The sequence below is a fragment of the Brevibacillus sp. FW306-2-1A-C05A genome (genome assembly GCF_058781555.1).
Genome location: NZ_JBYSWV010000029.1, coordinates 16,948 through 32,818 on the forward strand (window position 1 = coordinate 16,948; position 15,871 = coordinate 32,818).

The 15,871-nt window shown below is 58.5% G+C and carries 13 protein-coding genes and 4 pseudogenes; 3 read left to right on the plus strand and 14 right to left on the minus strand.

Annotated elements, in window-relative coordinates; translation table 11 throughout:
- Positions 1–138 precede the first annotated feature (138 nt).
- Entirely contained in the window at positions 139–3,552 is a 3,414-nt protein-coding gene (locus AC3WJN_RS16920; protein ID WP_007785901.1) for a thioesterase domain-containing protein, read from the minus strand.
- Positions 3,553–3,670: 118 nt separating this feature from the next.
- On the opposite strand from AC3WJN_RS16920, the pseudogene AC3WJN_RS16925 reads away from it, so the two are divergent.
- A pseudogene (locus AC3WJN_RS16925) lies at positions 3,671–3,934 on the plus strand (SgrR family transcriptional regulator); the annotation flags it as partial.
- Positions 3,935–4,015: 81 nt separating this feature from the next.
- Here AC3WJN_RS16925 and AC3WJN_RS16930 read toward each other — a convergent pair.
- Entirely contained in the window at positions 4,016–4,201 is a 186-nt protein-coding gene (locus AC3WJN_RS16930; protein ID WP_307723513.1) for a hypothetical protein, read from the minus strand.
- On the opposite strand from AC3WJN_RS16930, the gene AC3WJN_RS16935 reads away from it, so the two are divergent.
- Together AC3WJN_RS16935 and AC3WJN_RS16940 are read left to right on the plus strand one after the other, a co-directional pair.
- The gene (locus tag AC3WJN_RS16935) at positions 4,191–5,210 is read left to right on the plus strand and encodes an ABC transporter substrate-binding protein (RefSeq protein WP_007785900.1); all 1,020 of its coding nucleotides are present in this window, start codon (positions 4,191–4,193) and stop codon (positions 5,208–5,210) included. The two genes, AC3WJN_RS16930 and AC3WJN_RS16935, sit on opposite strands and share 11 nt — an antisense overlap.
- 26 nt (positions 5,211–5,236) lie before the next feature.
- Positions 5,237–5,530 carry a hypothetical protein gene (locus tag AC3WJN_RS16940; RefSeq protein WP_007785899.1) on the plus strand — a complete coding sequence of 98 codons (294 nt, stop codon included), beginning with the start codon at positions 5,237–5,239 and terminating at the stop codon, positions 5,528–5,530.
- A 75-nt stretch (positions 5,531–5,605) separates the two neighbouring features.
- Here the strand turns inward: AC3WJN_RS16940 and nagA are convergent, their stop codons facing one another.
- The 12 genes and pseudogenes from nagA to AC3WJN_RS17000 form a co-directional block, all read right to left on the minus strand.
- Positions 5,606–6,775, minus strand: coding sequence for an N-acetylglucosamine-6-phosphate deacetylase (gene nagA, locus AC3WJN_RS16945; RefSeq protein WP_007785890.1), 1,170 nt, complete (start codon positions 6,773–6,775; stop codon positions 5,606–5,608).
- Positions 6,776–6,824: 49 nt separating this feature from the next.
- Positions 6,825–7,895 carry an NAD(P)H-dependent flavin oxidoreductase gene (locus tag AC3WJN_RS16950; protein WP_005831521.1) on the minus strand — a complete coding sequence of 357 codons (1,071 nt, stop codon included), beginning with the start codon at positions 7,893–7,895 and terminating at the stop codon, positions 6,825–6,827.
- 31 nt (positions 7,896–7,926) lie between these two features.
- A complete protein-coding gene (locus AC3WJN_RS16955) occupies positions 7,927–8,967 on the minus strand; it encodes a VOC family protein (protein WP_007785886.1) in 1,041 nt (346 codons plus the stop codon).
- Positions 8,968–9,339: 372 nt separating this feature from the next.
- Positions 9,340–9,747 (minus strand): annotated as a pseudogene (locus AC3WJN_RS16960) (ATP-binding cassette domain-containing protein); the annotation flags it as partial.
- Between the two features lie 38 nt (positions 9,748–9,785).
- Positions 9,786–10,817, minus strand: coding sequence for a FecCD family ABC transporter permease (locus AC3WJN_RS16965; RefSeq protein WP_005831516.1), 1,032 nt, complete (start codon positions 10,815–10,817; stop codon positions 9,786–9,788).
- A gap of 2 nt (positions 10,818–10,819) precedes the next feature.
- The gene (locus AC3WJN_RS16970) at positions 10,820–11,875 is read right to left on the minus strand and encodes a FecCD family ABC transporter permease (RefSeq protein ID WP_007785882.1); all 1,056 of its coding nucleotides are present in this window, start codon (positions 11,873–11,875) and stop codon (positions 10,820–10,822) included.
- 178 nt (positions 11,876–12,053) lie between these two features.
- On the minus strand, positions 12,054–12,422 hold the full coding sequence (locus tag AC3WJN_RS16975; protein ID WP_007785880.1) for an ABC transporter substrate-binding protein: 369 nt from the start codon (positions 12,420–12,422) through the stop codon (positions 12,054–12,056).
- 11 nt (positions 12,423–12,433) lie between these two features.
- A complete protein-coding gene (locus AC3WJN_RS16980; RefSeq protein ID WP_129552184.1) occupies positions 12,434–12,730 on the minus strand; it encodes a hypothetical protein in 297 nt (98 codons plus the stop codon).
- A 208-nt stretch (positions 12,731–12,938) separates the two neighbouring features.
- A pseudogene (locus AC3WJN_RS16985) lies at positions 12,939–13,653 on the minus strand (ABC transporter substrate-binding protein).
- 242 nt (positions 13,654–13,895) lie between these two features.
- Positions 13,896–14,234, minus strand: coding sequence for a DeoR/GlpR family DNA-binding transcription regulator (locus AC3WJN_RS16990; RefSeq protein ID WP_237716684.1), 339 nt, complete (start codon positions 14,232–14,234; stop codon positions 13,896–13,898).
- A 40-nt stretch (positions 14,235–14,274) separates the two neighbouring features.
- A pseudogene (locus AC3WJN_RS16995) lies at positions 14,275–14,505 on the minus strand (aspartate/glutamate racemase family protein); the annotation flags it as partial.
- Between the two features lie 222 nt (positions 14,506–14,727).
- Positions 14,728–15,630 carry a sugar nucleotide-binding protein gene (locus tag AC3WJN_RS17000; protein WP_007785876.1) on the minus strand — a complete coding sequence of 301 codons (903 nt, stop codon included), beginning with the start codon at positions 15,628–15,630 and terminating at the stop codon, positions 14,728–14,730.
- Positions 15,631–15,871 lie beyond the last annotated feature (241 nt).

The window sequence follows — 15,871 nt, forward strand, 5'->3', positions numbered from 1 at the left end:
AAAAGCTGCCCGGTAGCGTCTGCCTTCCGAAAAAAAGAAGAGGGATGCTTCCTGCTGTCCTGCTTTTTTTAGCACGCACAGCGGAGCCATCCCTCTCAAGACGCATTGTCGCTCTTCATTTCCCGAGGTTGCGGGCGTTTATTTTTGCGTGAACGGCGCTGCCAGCAGTTGCGCCAGCTTGCTTGCATTCGGCTCGACCATGCAACTGAAGTGGTTTCCTGCGATCGTCGTCACTTCCAGCTCGCCCAGGCACACATCTTGCCAGAATGCGAGAGTCGTATCATCCGTGCGCGGCAGGAACAAGAACGGCTCGCTCGCCAACAGGAAGCGGATGTCGCCCATGTACGGCAGCGGCGTATAACGGGCGGCCTTGAAGCTTTGGCGGAACACCTGGCACAAGCCTTCCGCCATCTCGATCGGCATCTCTTCCCCGGTTGCCTTGGCTTTCGCGCAGACGTAAGCCGCGAAGCGCTCCCGTTTGCTGACAGCCGCCATGTTGCGGAACAGCTCTCCGACCCGATCCAGCCCCGCGTCTCCGCCGATGGTCACGGCGGCGCCTTGCGGGATGCAGTCCCCATGCTGTTCAACCAGCTTCATGACGCCGCGCGCCAGGTCATTTTCATCGACCTGCCCAAAGCCTGCCTGCGCCAGCGTGATGTTCAGGTTGGGCACAAACAGCGTTTCGACGAGCAGATCGTCATCCACTTCGGTGAAGATCGGCGGAATGTCGATCAGCACGAGATCGACGACCTGAATCCCTCGCTCCATCAGTCGTCTGGCGACCTCGACGGCAATCAGGCCGCCGAGGGAGTAGCCGATCAACTGCATTTCGCTGTGGCCGCCTGCCAGCAGGCATTCGGCGTAGTCGTCAGCCACAGTCTCGATCAGCTCGGACGGCTCCAGTGAGCAGTATTTTTCCATATCGGCAATTGCCACCCCTACGATGCTGCCCGTTTTTTGCGCTTGGAGGTGCGAAAGCAGAGGCCGGAAAATGTCCATCGTGCCCAAAACGGCGTGGAACACGACGCGGAGCGGCCCTTCCTGCGCGCTGTCGTACGGAATCAGCACGGCATTGCTGGAGCCGTCCTGCTTGCCGGGCCACACAGCTACGCTCTCGCGCTCCGTAACTTGTCTGCGCGAGCGGATGAACTCGGCCAGATCGGCGACGGTCGGGTAGTTCAGCATTTGCCGCAGCAGGGCGTCGAACGGAATCGCTTCGTGCTCCGGGTCCTCCGCCAGCTTGTCGCGCAGCTTTCCTGCCACCTGCGCCATGATGAGCGAGTCGGCGCCATGTTCGTAAAAGCTTTGCGACTTGCCGATGCCAGCCAGGCCGAGCGCTTCCGCCCACAGCCGGGCAAGCTCTGTTTCCAGCGCGTCCAGTCCTTCCTCGACGAAAGCCGCCGCCACCTGTGTCCCGTTGGCAGCAGGACGCCATTTTGCCAAGGTGCGCCGGTCTACCTTGCCGTTTCCGGTCAACGGCAGCGCATCGACTACTTGCAAGTGCTGAGGCAGCATGTAGGCAGGCACCTGTCCGGCCAAAAACGCTTCCAGCTCCGTCGCCTCCACTGCCAGGCGCTCCTGCTTCATCCGTTTGGCAAACAGGTGGAACCCGAGCGCGGTCAGCTTGTCGTCCTCTTGCGGCAGCAGCAGCAGCGGCTCGTTTTCCTCTTCCTGAAGCTGGCGCAGCCAGTCGTGGCGATCGAGGTAGGACGTCTCCAGGCGCAGCTCGTCTCCCGGCTCCATCATCATGAACGCCTGCGAGGCCAAAATCCACAAATGCTCGATAGTCGGCTCGGTGAAGACGAACCAGCCGCCCGGGCGAATCAGCTCCCGCAGCCTGCGCATGCTCGCCGGGATGTCGCGGGCATTTTCCAGTACCCCGGCTGCCAGCACGACGTCGAAGCTGTTCGGCGCAAAGCCTTGGGCGCGGTAGTCCTGGTCGACGTCAAAGACGCCGAAGCTTACGTGCGGATACTGGGCAAAGCGCTGTTTGGCGCCCGGAATGAAAAACGTGGCCACATCGGTAAAGACGTATTCGATCGGGTAGCCTTCGAGCGCCTTGAGGACATGTCCTGTCGTCGCTCCGGTTCCGGCTCCGACCTCCAAAATCCGCAGCGGCTTGCTCCCTTGCTTTTCGGCGATGCGCTGTAAAAGCAGGCACATGCATTTGTTCAGGTAGTTCGCCATGATGTGCTCGATATACAGCGTATGGACGTGGTCGAATTTGCCCTCCGGGAACAGGAGCGCTACCGGGTCCTCCTGGCCGCCGAGCAGCTCCGGCAGCTTCTCGGCGTTTTTGCGGACGTAGGCGGTAAATCCTGCCGTCCCCAGCATGTTCGTCCAGATCGCCTCTGCCTCTGTCCAGTTCTCGCGGACAAGCTCGTCATTTACGGCAAGCTCGCTGCGGTACTGCCCTTTCGCCTGCTCGGTCAGCATGCCCGCTTCGGCGAGCTTCGCCACCCAGCGCCGCGCCAGCCAGTGGTATTTCGGCAGGATGCTCCCCGCTTGCAGCACTTCTTCCAGCGATTGCGCCTGGCCTTTTGCAAAAAATCCGAGCGTTTGCAGCGCGCGCAGCATCGAATGGAGCACGGCCCGATCCAGGCTGGCCATCGCTTCTTCGATTTGCCGGGCGCTGATGTGCGCCGCGATCTCCCCTGCCGCCTCGCCGATGCCGCTCGTCAGTTGTGCAAATTCGGCCGCTTCGGCTGTGCGGTCACGGTCCTTTTTGCGGGCCGTCTCCACGATTCCGAGCAAAGCCGGCTCGTCGCTCGCCTCATCCAGCACGACGCCTGCTGCGGCTACTGCCGGATGCTTGAGCAGCGCTGATTCGATTTCCCCCAGCTCGATGCGGTGGCCGCGAATTTTGACCTGGTTGTCTTCGCGGCCCAAAAACTCGATTTCGCCGCCCGGCGTATAGCGGCCCAAATCTCCTGTGCGATAGAGCCGCTGTCCATCTGCCGGATGCAGGAAAAAGCGCTCTGCCGACAGCTTCTCGTCGCCCACGTACCCTTGGGCCAGGCCGTGTCCGGTAATGTACAGCTCGCCCGTTACCCACACGGGGCAATCGCGCAGTTGCGAGTCGAGCACCCGGAAGCCCTGGTTGGCGAGAGGACGTCCGTACGGGATGCTGCGCCAGTTTGGCAAAAGTCCTTTGTACAGATGGTAAATAGACCAGATCGCCGCTTCCGTGGCACCGCCCATGCTGACCGTCTGGGCAAACGGCAGACGTTTTGCCATCTGATCGGGCAGCGTCAGCGGAATCCAGTCGCCGGAGAGCAGCGCCAGACGCAAGCTGGACAGGCACACTTCCGGGATGCCGTCCAAATAGGTGACGAGCATCTCCTCGATCCGGTCGTGGCCGATGTACTGCGCAAGCGTCGTATCCAGGTGCGAGTAGGCTCCGGCTACAAACAGGTTGCCGAGCAGCAAGTTGAGGAACACTTTGTCGGTGAAGACGATCCGCGCCATTTCGCGCATCGTTACAGAGGTCGAACGCTCGCGCAGCTCTTGCTTGAACAGGAGCATGAACACGACCAGGACGGCCGCGTACACCGCTTCCCCATTCCTGTTTTTGGTCTGTCGTGTTATCTTCAGTATATTGATCCGACAGAGGGTAAAAAGGGTAAGCTTTGCGTGAGTTCTGTCACCTTTTTGCACAGGAAGGGGGGCTTTGTACGTTACCGTTCTTTATTTTTTAAAGCTGCGCCAGTTTTTTCAACAAGAAGCAACGGCAAAGCCGTTCCCCGTCACGATTGAAAAGCTGAGCGGGCTTTGGCACTGCACGCCTCGCAACGCCAAGCTGATCGTGCGCAAGCTGGCTGAATTAAACTGGATCGAGTGGCAGTCCGGCCGCGGCCGTGGCCATGCCTCCGTCCTGACGTTTGTCGCCGATGCCGATGCGATTTTGCTGCAGGAAGGGAAGCAGCGCATGGAGCAAGGCGACGTCAAGGAAGCGATGGAACTATTGAACCGCTTCGGCAAGCCTGCCGTCAAAGAACAGTTCATGGAATGGCTGTCAGCAGGACTCGGGTATTGCACGTTGAACGAGGCGAACCGCTATCAGGACGTGTTGCGCTTCCCCGTCTACCGCACGATTGTCACGCTGGACCCCGGAAAGCTGTATTACCACTTCGACGCGCATTTGGTCGGACAGTTGTTCAATACGCTCGTTCAGTACGACGCGGACAGCCGTGCGATTCATCCGAGCACTCGCCCATTCCTGGGAGCACAGCGCCGACCACCGGGAATGGACGTTTCACTTGAAGAAAAACGTCCTTTTTCATCACGGCCGGGAGTTGTCCGCGCGCGATGTCGTGTTTTCCCTGGAACGGCTGCGCGCAAACCCGGACTTGTACGAAGCGAGCTGGATGTTCCGGGGAATCGAACAGATCGGGGCGGTCGATGCCAGAACGGTGCGGATCGTGCTGCAGGAGCCGAATTACTTGTTTTTGCGCCTGCTTGCGGCCCCTCCTGCCAGCATCGTTCCAGAGGAGATCGTCCAGGAGGCGGCGGAGACGTTTGGGAAAAATCCGGTTGGCACCGGCCCGTTCCAACTGGTCCGCCTCGACGAAGGGATTTGTATTTTGGAGGCGTTCCCGGCTCATTTTCAGGGCAGACCGCAGCTCGACCGCGTGGAAATTCTGCTGTTCCCCGACCTGGAAACAGGCAGCCTGCGGGAGCCGGACTGGACCGCTGTCATGATGTCGCACGAAGCGGCGGCGAAGGCGGAGGCATTGCGGGAGGCAGCCGTTCGCGCCAGCAGCGACTGGTGTGATCTGGAGACGCTGTTTTCCTGCTGCAACCTGCTCATCTTCAACCAGTGGCAGACAGGCCCGCAAAACCACCCGAAGTTTCGCCAGGCGCTCGATCTGTTGATTGATCGCGAGCTGATAGTGGCGGAATTGGGCGGAGATCGCATCTATCCGGCCAAAGGCTTTCGCCCGTACTCCCCCGCTCTGGCGACTTTGGCTGCGGACAGCGCTCCCCGTCAAAATCGCGCGGACATTGCCGCATTGCTGGCAGAAAGCGGTTATCAGGGAGAGACTTTGCGGCTCGTGACGACATCCTACCATGAGCCGGACGCCCGCTGGATTCAGGCGCGCTGCCAGTCCTGCGGCATCCCGGTCGAAGTCGCCATCCGCGAACCGTTCGATTTGCGGACCACGGGACTCTGCCCGCGCATGACTGTCTGCTTTTCGGAAATGCTTTAAGCCAGGATGAAATCAGTGAACTAGAAATGTACATGCAAAAAAACTACTTCCTGCCCGCCTTCGATGCCGCCCTGGCCGAGACGATCGACAAAGAGCTGTCTGCCCTCTTCCGGGAGGCTGACGAGTCTGTGCGGCGGCAACAGCTCGCACGAGTGGAAGCGCTCATCAAGGAACACCATGCCGTGCTGTATCTCGTGCAGAAAAAAACGCAAACCTCCTATCACAAATCGGTTCGCGGCGTCTCCATCCATCCGTCCGGCTGGCTCGACTTTCAAAAAATCTGGTTTGGCCCCAATGCCTTGCAGCCAACAAAAGCGTAAGCGTCGTCCCCCAAGCAAAAAGCAGTCCGAGCTGTGAAGCTGACAGCTCGAACTGCTTTTTTCACCCTTGCCTTTTCAATTGGAGCGCGCGTACACGTTCTTTCCGGCAACGAATGTCATCACCACGTCAAAATTTTCATCCAGCACCGCAATGTCCGCATCGTAGCCGGCTGCCAGGCGGCCTTTTCGCTCGCCGTAGCCGAGAATCGAGGCAGGCGTATGGGAGGCCATCTCTACCGCTTCCGGCAGCGGCACGCCGCTGAGCGTCACCATGTTGCCGACTGCCCTGTTCAACGTCAGGATGCTTCCAGCGAGCGTCCCGTCGGCCAGCTTGGCCTGATTTTCACGGACGCGCACCTCTTGCCCGCCGAGATCGTACGTTCCTTCGCCCAGCGCCGCCGCCCGCATGGAGTCGCTGACCAGCGCGAGCCGCTTTGCCGTTTTCACCCGGTACAAAATGCGCATCACCGCCGGATGAACGTGAATGCCGTCTGCAATCAGCTCGGTGCTCAGATGCTCGTGATACATCGCCGCTCCGACGACGCCCGGCTCCCGGTGATGCAGTCCGGTCATGGCGTTGAAGCAGTGCGTGAAATGGCGCACGCCTGCGTCGACCGCTTCAGCCGCCTGGGCAAACGTCGCTCCGGTATGCCCTGCCGAGACGATCACGCCCTGTTCCTTCAGCCAGGCAATCGCTTCGAGCGCCTCCGGCTGCTCCGGCGCGATCGTCACGACCTTCATCAGACCTTGCGCCAGTTCGTACAGCCGCTGTACGGCTTCCAGCTTGGGCAGCGCGATGTTTTCTTCCTTTTGTGCCCCTTTGTAGCGCGGGTTGATCCACGGCCCTTCCAGATGAATGCCGATCACCTGCGCCCCCAAAAGCCCCTGCCTGCTGACCTGCGCGATGTTTTCCAGCACAGGCTCCAGTTCCTCGTAAGGCGCTGTCATCGTCGTCGCCAAAAACGAGGTCACGCCATACCGCGCCAGCGCCGTGGAAATTGCCTGCAAAGATTCAGGCGTGCCGTCCATCGTATCGTGTCCGTCAATGCCGTGCATGTGCATATCTACGAAGCCAGGGCAAATCCAGCCTGTCCCTGTTGCCACCACCTCTGTCGGCAACGGCTTGGCGTAGCCCGCTGCGTCCCCGGCATACACAATCGTTCCGTCCGCCACTACGACCAAGCCGTCTGCGATTGCTTGCCCCTCTGCGATGATTTTCCCTTTGAGAGCGTACTCCTGTTTCATGTTGCTTTCCTCCGTCACGGCACTGCCGTAGTCTGTTGATCGGGCTGCTCTACACGAGGCTGCCGCATACCCGCTTCGTTTCCTCCACCAACTGCAAGACGAGCTCGCCCGCTCCCAGCTCTCTACCAAGTGGCGCTGCCTGCCCGGCCCACATCGACATGTACGCTGTTTGCTGCTGTTTGCCGGAAGCGGCGCGAATGTCCTTGGTCAGCGCATTTTGCACCGGATAGGTCGGCAGTTCGTGCTCCAGCGGCGCCATTTTTCGCATGAAGTCGTTCTGGATGCCTCTCGCCCATTTTCCGGAAAAGGCACGCGTCAACACGAGGCTCTCGTCGCTCGTCTCCCGGATGGCTTGCTTGTGCAAAGGATGCGCTCCGCTTTCCGCACACGTCAAAAACGCCGTTCCGAGCTGTGCCGCCTGCGCTCCCAGCGCGAAAGCGGCGGCGATGCCCCGTCCGTCCATGATCCCGCCTGCCGCGATGACAGGAATTTTCACCCGATCCACAATCTGCGGCACCAATGCCATCGTGCCGATCAGATTGTTGGGAGCGTCCGGCAAAAACGAGCCGCGATGCCCGCCCGCTTCACTGCCCTGCGCTGCAATCATGTCCACTCCGCAAGCTTCGAGAGCTACTGCCTCGCGCACCGTCGTAGCCGTCCCGATGACCGTCACCCCTTTTTGCTTCAACGCCTGGAGCGAGCGCGCATCGAGCATGCCAAACGTAAAGCTGAAGACCGCAGGCACTTCTTCCAGCACGACGGCCAACTGCTCGGCAAAATTTTCGGCGAAGCTCGTGACCTCAGGATTTTCCGGGATGTCCAGCTCGCGCCGCACCTCGTTGAGCGCCGCAGCCACATTCGCCGCGATCGGCTGCTCCTGGTCGAAGTCTTCCGGGATGAACAGATTGACGCCAAAAGGCTTGTCTGTCCGCTCGCGAATGGCGTGTATCGCTTCGCGGATTTGCTGCGGACTCATGTAGGCCGCTCCGAGCGTGCCCAGTCCGCCTGCTTCCGAGACGGCTGCGACCAGTGCCGGCGTAGTTGCTCCCCCCGCCATCGGCGCCTGGATGATCGGCCATTTGATTTGCAGACGTGACGTAACCGGATTTCCTTTCCACATGCTTCATCCACTCCCTTTGTCTGTTGCTTTTTTACTTGCGAGACCAGCCCTCGCTTTGCAGCCGTTCGAGAAAATGCGCCAGCACACGGGCAGTCAGTCCCCAGATGACTCGTCCGTCCAGCTCGTAAAACAGATGCTCGACCGTGCCTGTGCGCCACGGATACCGTTTGCCGCCGGGAATCAGATGGTAAGGAAAGTCTTCCTCCGGCTCGGTGACAAGCGCTGAGGTGTACGTGGAAGGCTCGGCGGCAGCCAGCCGCTCAAGCGCGATGACGAACACCTCGCCGACCTCGTCGGGATTCGGCTTCATGTCCACGATCCCCTCCACGTAGCCTACAAACGGGTAAATAGCGGCATGTCCCGGCCCGATCAGCCGATCCAGCTCGCCGACGTAGTGAATCTTCTCTAACGGCACGCCCAGCTCCTCGCTCGTCTCCCGGCGCGCCGTCGCCCACCTCGACGCGTCGCCTTCCTCTGCGCGGCCGCCGGGAAAACAAATTTCGTTCGCCTGTCTGCGCATCGTGCTGGCCCGCTTTTCAAACAAGACCCCGAGCTTGCCGTCGTCCATTTTCACCAACGGGAGCAAAATGCCAAACACCCCTGCTTGCTGTGCGCCCATGATCCCCGGCTCGCGCTGCTTGAGCACGTCGGAAATTGCCTGGACGGCCGCTTCCTTCGCCAACAGATCAGCAGCTTGCGCATACTCCGCCACTTCAATGAGGTTTTGATCCGGGTCGCGCACGTAGACAGAGCGAATCGGTCCGGTAGCCCCCGTCCGCTGTACAGGCCCCGCCTCGATCTCGACTCCACATGCGGTTATTTTCTCGATGACTTGTTCCAGTGGCACTGCTGCGATCAGGCATATGTCGGCAGAGCCAGGTTGCGGGTGCCGCGCTTTCGGCTCAAATTCGCGTCCTGCCAGATGAAGGTTGATTTTTTGCTGTCCAAAGTGCAATGCCCGCCTGCCATTGTCAAAAGTTACAACCTGCATACCAAGCACGCGCTCGTAAAACTGGCAGGTTGCTTCCAGATCACGGACAGTCAAAACCAGATGGTCCAGTCGGTCGATCACGCTCATCACTCCTTCCTGTCCTGTCCCGTCCCTGAACGATTGCTGGCTCCCCTCTTCTTGCCGTTAGCCAAGCTGTCTGAAAACCCTTTCTGCTACCACCATTATACAACCAAACTGCGCATTACCAACCGCGAAAGGAGAGACTGGCGGTTTCTTTTGCACAGAACAGCCCGGCGTAACTGGCCGAAACGCTTGTCCTACCAGGCGGGGCCGACCGACTGGACACAGCGCAGTCGCCCATCAAAAAAGCGAGCGCACCTCCCGAAACCACTGGTTCGAAAGATACGCTCGCCACTTTTTTGGCCTTATTCGTTTTCGCTCGTTTTCGCTGGAGAGCGAAGCTTCCGCGCCCAGGTGTACGCAGTTGCCCGCTTACGAGCCGAACTGCGCCTGGTGCAGCCTGCTGTACACGCCTTTCGTCTGCAAAAGCTCGTCGTGATGCCCTTGCTCGACAATTCCCTGGTCGGCGACGACAATGATCCGGTCTGCGTTTTTGATCGTCGCCAGGCGGTGAGCGATCACGAGCGTTGTACGCCCTTGGGAAAGCTCCGCCAAAGCCTGCTGAATCGCCGCTTCCGTCTCGGTGTCGAGAGCGGAGGTCGCTTCATCGAGAATGAGTATCGGAGGGTTTTTCAAAAACATCCGCGCGATGGACAGACGCTGCTTTTGACCGCCGGACAGCTTGACTCCCCGCTCCCCGATCAGCTTGTCCAGCCCGTCCGGCATGGAACGGATCATCTCTTCCAACTGCGCTCGTCTGGCCACCTCCCACAGTTCCTCATATCTCTCCCCCCGCAGTGACAGACTCTCTCTTTTCTCTACGCCTTCGAACGGGCAAGCAAGTACAAGAAGTACGGAGCCCCGATGACAGCGACCACGATCCCGGTCGGAATCTCGGACGGCTGCAAAATCCAGCGTCCGATCGTGTCGGCGACGATGACCAGAAGCGCCCCTGTCAACGCTGAAGTAGGCAGCAGCATCTCGTGCTTCGGCCCGACAAGCCTGCGGGCGAGGTGCGGGCCAATCAGGCCGACGAAGCCGATACCGCCGCTGACCGCTACGCACGATGCGGCAAGTCCGACCGAAGCGGCCAACAGCTTGAGCTGCTCTCTCGCCACCGGAGCGCCAAGGCCGATCGACAGCTCCTCTCCCAGATTGAGGACGTTCATCACCCGCGCCTTGTAAAAGACGAAAGGCAGCAGGACGACGATCCACGGCAAGAGCGACAGGACGAACTTCCAGTTGGTCCCCCAGATGCTTCCGGCAAGCCAGGTGGCTACGAACTGGTATTTGTCCGGGCTCAGCTTGAGCGTCAGCACGATCATCGCCGCGCTCATGCCCGCAGCGACCGCGATCCCGGTCAGCAAGATGCGAATCGGCGACAAGCCTTTGTGCCGCTGATAGGAAAGAACGAAAATCAGTGCCGCCGTCAGGCTCGCGCCCACCAAAGCCAATACCGGCAGCAAAAATACAGGCGCGGCAGCCGTCGACGGATAGAACGAAATGAACAGCATGACCATCAAGCCCGCGCCGGAGTTGATCCCCAAAATCCCCGGGTCGGCCAAAGCGTTGCGGGAAATCCCTTGAATGATGCAGCCGGAAACCGCCAGACCAGCGCCGATCAAAATCGAAATGACGATGCGCGGCAAACGGAAATCAAACAAAATCAGGTTTTGCTTCTCTGTCCCCGCCCCGAACAAGGTCATGAGCAGATCCATAGGCGACAGACGGATGTATCCCGTGTTCATACTGATGATGAAAGCGATCAGGATGAGCACGGACAAAATGGTCATGACGAGGATGCCCCTGCTGCGCTTGCGGGCATCGAAATGAGCCGTAGCTGGTTGCATATCTACATCTCCCTTCTTTCTTTACGTGCGAGGTAAAGGAAGAACGGAACGCCAATCAGCGCAATAAGTGCTCCCAGAGGTGTTTCGTACGGCGGATTCACCATTCGCGCGGCCAGGTCGGCAAAGACGACGAGCAAGGCGCCCAAAACGGCCGAGCATGGAATAATCCAGCGATAGTCGACCCCGACGAGATAGCGGGTCAAGTGAGGAATAATCAGGCCGACAAAGCCAACCGCGCCTACAACCGCAACGGCCGAGCCTGCCAAAATCAAAACGATGACGGTACCCGCCAGCTTGACAAGCGCCGTTCGCTGCCCCAGCCCTTTGGCGATCTCCTCGCCGAGACTGAGCATCGTAATCGAACGGGACAAAACAATCGCCCCCAGGATGGCAGCCGCAATCCAGGGGAACATCACTTTCAACTGGAACCATTTCGTTCCGGCTACCCCGCCTGCGTACCAGAAAGCCAGGTCTTGGCCGATTTTAAAGTACAGCGCAATCCCTTCGCTGAGCGCGGACAAAAGCGCGCTGAGCGCCGCCCCGGCAAGCACGAGCCGCACAGGGGTCAGCCCGCCTTTGGCCATCGAGCCGATCCCGTAAACCAATCCTGCCCCGACGCCTGCGCCCAAAAAGCCGTACAAAATCAAGTACATGAACGGCAATCCCGGAAAAAACGCGAAGCAGAGCGCAATCACGAAGCCCGCCCCGGCATTTAGCCCGAGCAAGCCGGAGTCTGCCAGCGGGTTGCGCGTCATCCCTTGCATGATCGCGCCAGCAACAGCGAAGCTGGCTCCGACCATCGCGCCCCCGAGTAAGCGGGGAAGACGTATCTCCTGAATAATCTGGTGCTGAGTAATATCTGGATTAAAATGAAAAATGGCATCCCAAACGACAGAAAACCGGATGTCTGCTGCCCCGAATGATACGGACAGAAACATGCCGAATATCAATGCAAAGACCCCGCCCGTCAGGATCAGCGTTGCTGCCCACGGACGCGAACGAAACTGTTCCGCTTTCGATTGGGCTCCTTGTTTCAGAGATTGTACCTGTTGACCCATGCTAGCCACCTTTTCCATTCATTATGTAAATGCACTGAACGACGCTTTCTCCTTCCCTTCCGGCAAAAATCTGAAATTGATTCTTATTATCATAGTAGGATTTTAGGCGATTGACGAAAAAGGTGTCAATGGACAAAAGAGAGGTCTTTTTTGTACGATTGAAACATTTCCCAACTCTCTAGGCCAACACGCTGAGAATCTCGTCAATTTTTTTCCCGTTGGCAATGATTCCGTGATTCATCCAGGTGATGAAATCGACCTCGTACGCACAGTTGTTGCGTACGGCTCGCAGAGACTGCCAGACAGGTTGGTCGATCAGCCGCTTTTCCGCGCCTTCGTCCGCTTCGTGCCACTTGTCGAACGAGTAAAAAATGTGGTCGGCGTCAAGCGAGGCGAGCCACTCCCGCGACACCCCTGCCCTTGCTTCGGCGATTGAAAGCGCTTTGACCAGCGGGTGCGGCTGCATGCGCAAATCCTCAAACATCACGGGAGCCGTGTACGTCTTCTCCACGATGATCTTGTCTGGCAAAATGCGCAAAAACGCCACCGTCTGTCCTTTCAGACTGCGGGACAGCTTGTTTTGGGCGGCAAACGATAGTATTCGAGTTCCCGCTCAGCGGCGCAAATTTGCACACGCTGGCCCGGCGCGGCGATCCAGCAGCTTTCTTTTCCAAGACGTAAGCGGGATTGGTCGACTTGCAGGACGCCTAGTCCATCCGTGGTCACGATCATGGTAAAATCATTCGATTCCGTGCTGTCCTGGCAAGAATGCGATGCAAGAACCCCTCGTTCCATGCCCGTCAGCACGCAAATCGCTGATGGGTACAGTTGTTTCTTCGTCCCGTTAGTGTGCATATCCTCACCCATCACATGAGAATGATTATCATTATATATTATACGGGGACAAACGGGATTTGCCAAGCAAAAGAGCAGGTTCGGCTACGGCGAATGCCGCTTGTGGAAAATGGAAAAAAGCGAAGAAGGCGGCCCGAGACGCAGTTTCATCTGCCCCGGGCCACCCTCTTTCTGCCTGGCTCCCAGCTCGCCTAGACAACGGCTGGCTTTACTTGACGAACGTGTTGATAAGATCGTCTGCTTTCATCATATTGGCAATGATCGCGCCAGATTGCCAGTGCGTCCGGTTCATCTGGTACACATGCCCTTTTTTCACCGCCGGGACGGATTGCCAGAGCGGGTCCTGGAGAATTTTCAGCGCCTCTTTGTTTTCCGGGGAATCCTTTTTCCGGGATGCCCAACAGGTCGGCGATCTTTTTCAGGCGGCCAATCGTGTCGTTGCGCAGCTCGTCCGGCAGTTTATAGGTAGGCGCTACCTTGCTGTACTGCTCGTATTTCTCTTTATCCGCTCCTCCGTCGACGATAATCAGGTCAGGGTTGGCGGCAATCAGCGCCTCCATGCTGCCTGTAATGTCAAACGGCGGCACATCCAGGCCAAGGTAATCTTGTTTGCCCCATGCCGGGTGGTACCATTGGACGATCGGCGTCACGCCCAGGGCCAGCAAAAAGTCTTCCTGATAAATGGCCGCCACTCGCTGCGGATGAGCCGGAATCGTGACGTCACCGTACGCATCTTGGACGACTCTCGTTTCTGCCGATGCTTCCTTGCTGGCCGCTGGCTGTTGCTCGGCTGGCTGCTGCCCGCTGTCTGTGCCTGCAGCCTGCTGTTCCGGCGCTTTTTCCCCGCACGCGGCGAGTCCTGCCATTGCGATCAGCAAAACTGCCAGCCACGCGAATACGATTTTCCGACGATTTCTCCCCATGTTTTACCCTCTCTTCTTTTGCTGCTGATGAGCTTATGATGATTATCATTCTCACAAGCTTTTTCATCATCTTATGTGCTTCCATGAGGACAAACAATGCACGTTCTCCACTATTTTTTGTCCAAACTCGCGACAGCGCCCCGGCTTTCGCGCCTCTTTTTGGACAAAACGCAAAAAGCCGGATTCCCCCACGGAGCAATCCGGCCTGTTCGTGTTTCATTCGTTTTTTCGCTGGTGCCCGCCTACAGCTCTTTTGCCACCAGCCAAGTGACACCCTTCGCCTGCAACTCTTCGTTCCATTCCTCCGGGGCGGCCGCATCGCTAATGACCATGTCAATTTCCTTGAGGTCCGCCACTTTGCACAAAGTGCTGATCCCGACTTTGGAATGGTCGGCCAGCACGATGCTCTCATTGGCATTTTCGATAAAATGCTTGGCCAGCTCAGCCCGCTCCGGGTCATAGCAGGTCAGGCCCTTGTGCAGCAGCACGCCATCCATGGAAAGAAACGCTTTGTCGACGTAAAACGACTTCATCATCTTCTCGGCAAACGGACCGCCAACGCGGTAATGTTTGGCGTTCACCCTGCCGCCCAAAAAGTAGACCTCTGCGCTGAGCAGGCCGTTCAGCCCCCGCCGCCTCCAGACCCTGCGCCGCCTGCGCCATGCGCTCGCCCGCTTCTGCCCAGCGTCCTTCGCGCTGCATTTCCTCGATCTCGGCAAAATCGACGGAGTAGAGGATCGTTTTGGCGGAGTGCAGCCCGCCCAGCTTTTCCTTGACCGTTTCGTTCAGCAGACGGTAGTAAACGAGCGACGACTCCCAACTCATGCCGCCGATCAGTCCGATAGTTTTCATAGCGCTACCTCCTTGTGGGCTTGGTTTATACTGGTTTCGCGAATTACGGAAACAGCTACGCATACCGATTGGTTGCGCTCGAGCAAAACCGACTACTGCTATCATCTGGTTATGTTGCAAAAGGAATTGACGAATAGCGAGCATCGGTTTGGCGGCGTTCATTTTGAGGAAATTCCGTAGCGAGTTATTTTTCCGGACGACTGCCCATAAGAAAACCGAGGTTCAACGAACAGCCCCTTCTCCCCGCAGCGGCATCCCGCTCGCCGTCCCTTCTGCGCCCACCTGCCGAAAACGCATGTGCAAAATCTCCCGCGCCCTGCTCGTATCCAGCGAAGTGTCCAGCGGAATGCCTTTTGCCCTTGCTTCTGTATCGTCCAGGCGATCTTCTTTTACGGCAGCGGCATCAAGCCCCAGCGCGGCAGCCATTTTACGCGCAAACGAATAATAGCTTTCTTTTTGCGCAGGGCCGAGATGCAATGTCCCGACGTACGGGTTGCCCGCCAATTCCGCAATCGCTCGGCCCGCGTCCTGCACGTGGAGAAACGTCTTGTACAAATTGCCCGTGCGCACGACTTCACGGCCAGCCTCCAGCTCCTGGCGAATCGCCGCGATTCTTTTGTCCCACCTGCCACGGGAATTGCAGCCGTAGATCGGCCCAATGCGGGCGATGACGTGCTGATCGTGCCGCTCGCGGATGAGCGTCTCTCCGAACCATTTTGCATGCGAATAGCCTGCCAGCGGATTTCGCTCGTCCAATAGCACAGGCTGATCGTCCTCCGCAAAAGAGCCTGTCCCTTGCCCGAAAACGCCGTCTGTGGATAGGTAAATCAGCCTGCTCTTTGCCGGCAAACGGCCGAGCAAGGTCTCCATGCCTGCTGCGATCATGGCCTGCTCATCGGCGGTACTCATCAGCGCCCAGATGGCGACATCCGGCGCAAACTCATCGAGCAATGCCGCAAACGCCGCGGAATCGGTCACATCCATCTGCACCAGGCCAGCATCTGAAGCTGGCGAGGAACAGTACGTCCCGACGATCTCGTACGTGCCAATCCGCCGCAGCTCCTGCCAAATCTGCGCCCCCAAATAACCGCTTGCCCCCAGCAGCAAGACGCGGTGCTTGTTCATGCCAGCGCCCCTCTCTTCCTTTTCCAGTATGATCCAAGTCTACTATACTTTTGCTGGCCGCGTGAACAAAAAAAGCCAGCCGCGTTGCGTACCATAGCACACGCCAAATCGCCCCCTCGTCCGCAAAAATGGTCAAGCTCCCTACGCCACTTGTCCAAGCACCTCGCTGTCGCTCGCATAAAGTATGGTAACGAAAGAGCAAGGGGGGATTTCCAATGAGCAGCAAAAGACGGCACAACGC

Bases quoted from the DNA above. Each gene is read 5' to 3' on its own strand.
- AC3WJN_RS16930 (WP_307723513.1), bottom strand. From the start codon at position 4,201: ATGAATCGCACGGCTGTCCGCGTCGTACTGAACGAGCGTATTGAACAA.
- AC3WJN_RS16940 (WP_007785899.1), top strand. From the start codon at position 5,237: ATGTACATGCAAAAAAACTACTTCCTGCCCGCCTTCGATGCCGCCCTG.
- nagA (WP_007785890.1), bottom strand. From the start codon at position 6,775: ATGAAACAGGAGTACGCTCTCAAAGGGAAAATCATCGCAGAGGGGCAA.
- AC3WJN_RS16950 (WP_005831521.1), bottom strand. From the start codon at position 7,895: ATGTGGAAAGGAAATCCGGTTACGTCACGTCTGCAAATCAAATGGCCG.
- AC3WJN_RS16965 (WP_005831516.1), bottom strand. From the start codon at position 10,817: ATGCAACCAGCTACGGCTCATTTCGATGCCCGCAAGCGCAGCAGGGGC.
- AC3WJN_RS16970 (WP_007785882.1), bottom strand. From the start codon at position 11,875: ATGGGTCAACAGGTACAATCTCTGAAACAAGGAGCCCAATCGAAAGCG.
- AC3WJN_RS16980 (WP_129552184.1), bottom strand. From the start codon at position 12,730: ATGCACACTAACGGGACGAAGAAACAACTGTACCCATCAGCGATTTGC.
- AC3WJN_RS17000 (WP_007785876.1), bottom strand. From the start codon at position 15,630: ATGAACAAGCACCGCGTCTTGCTGCTGGGGGCAAGCGGTTATTTGGGG.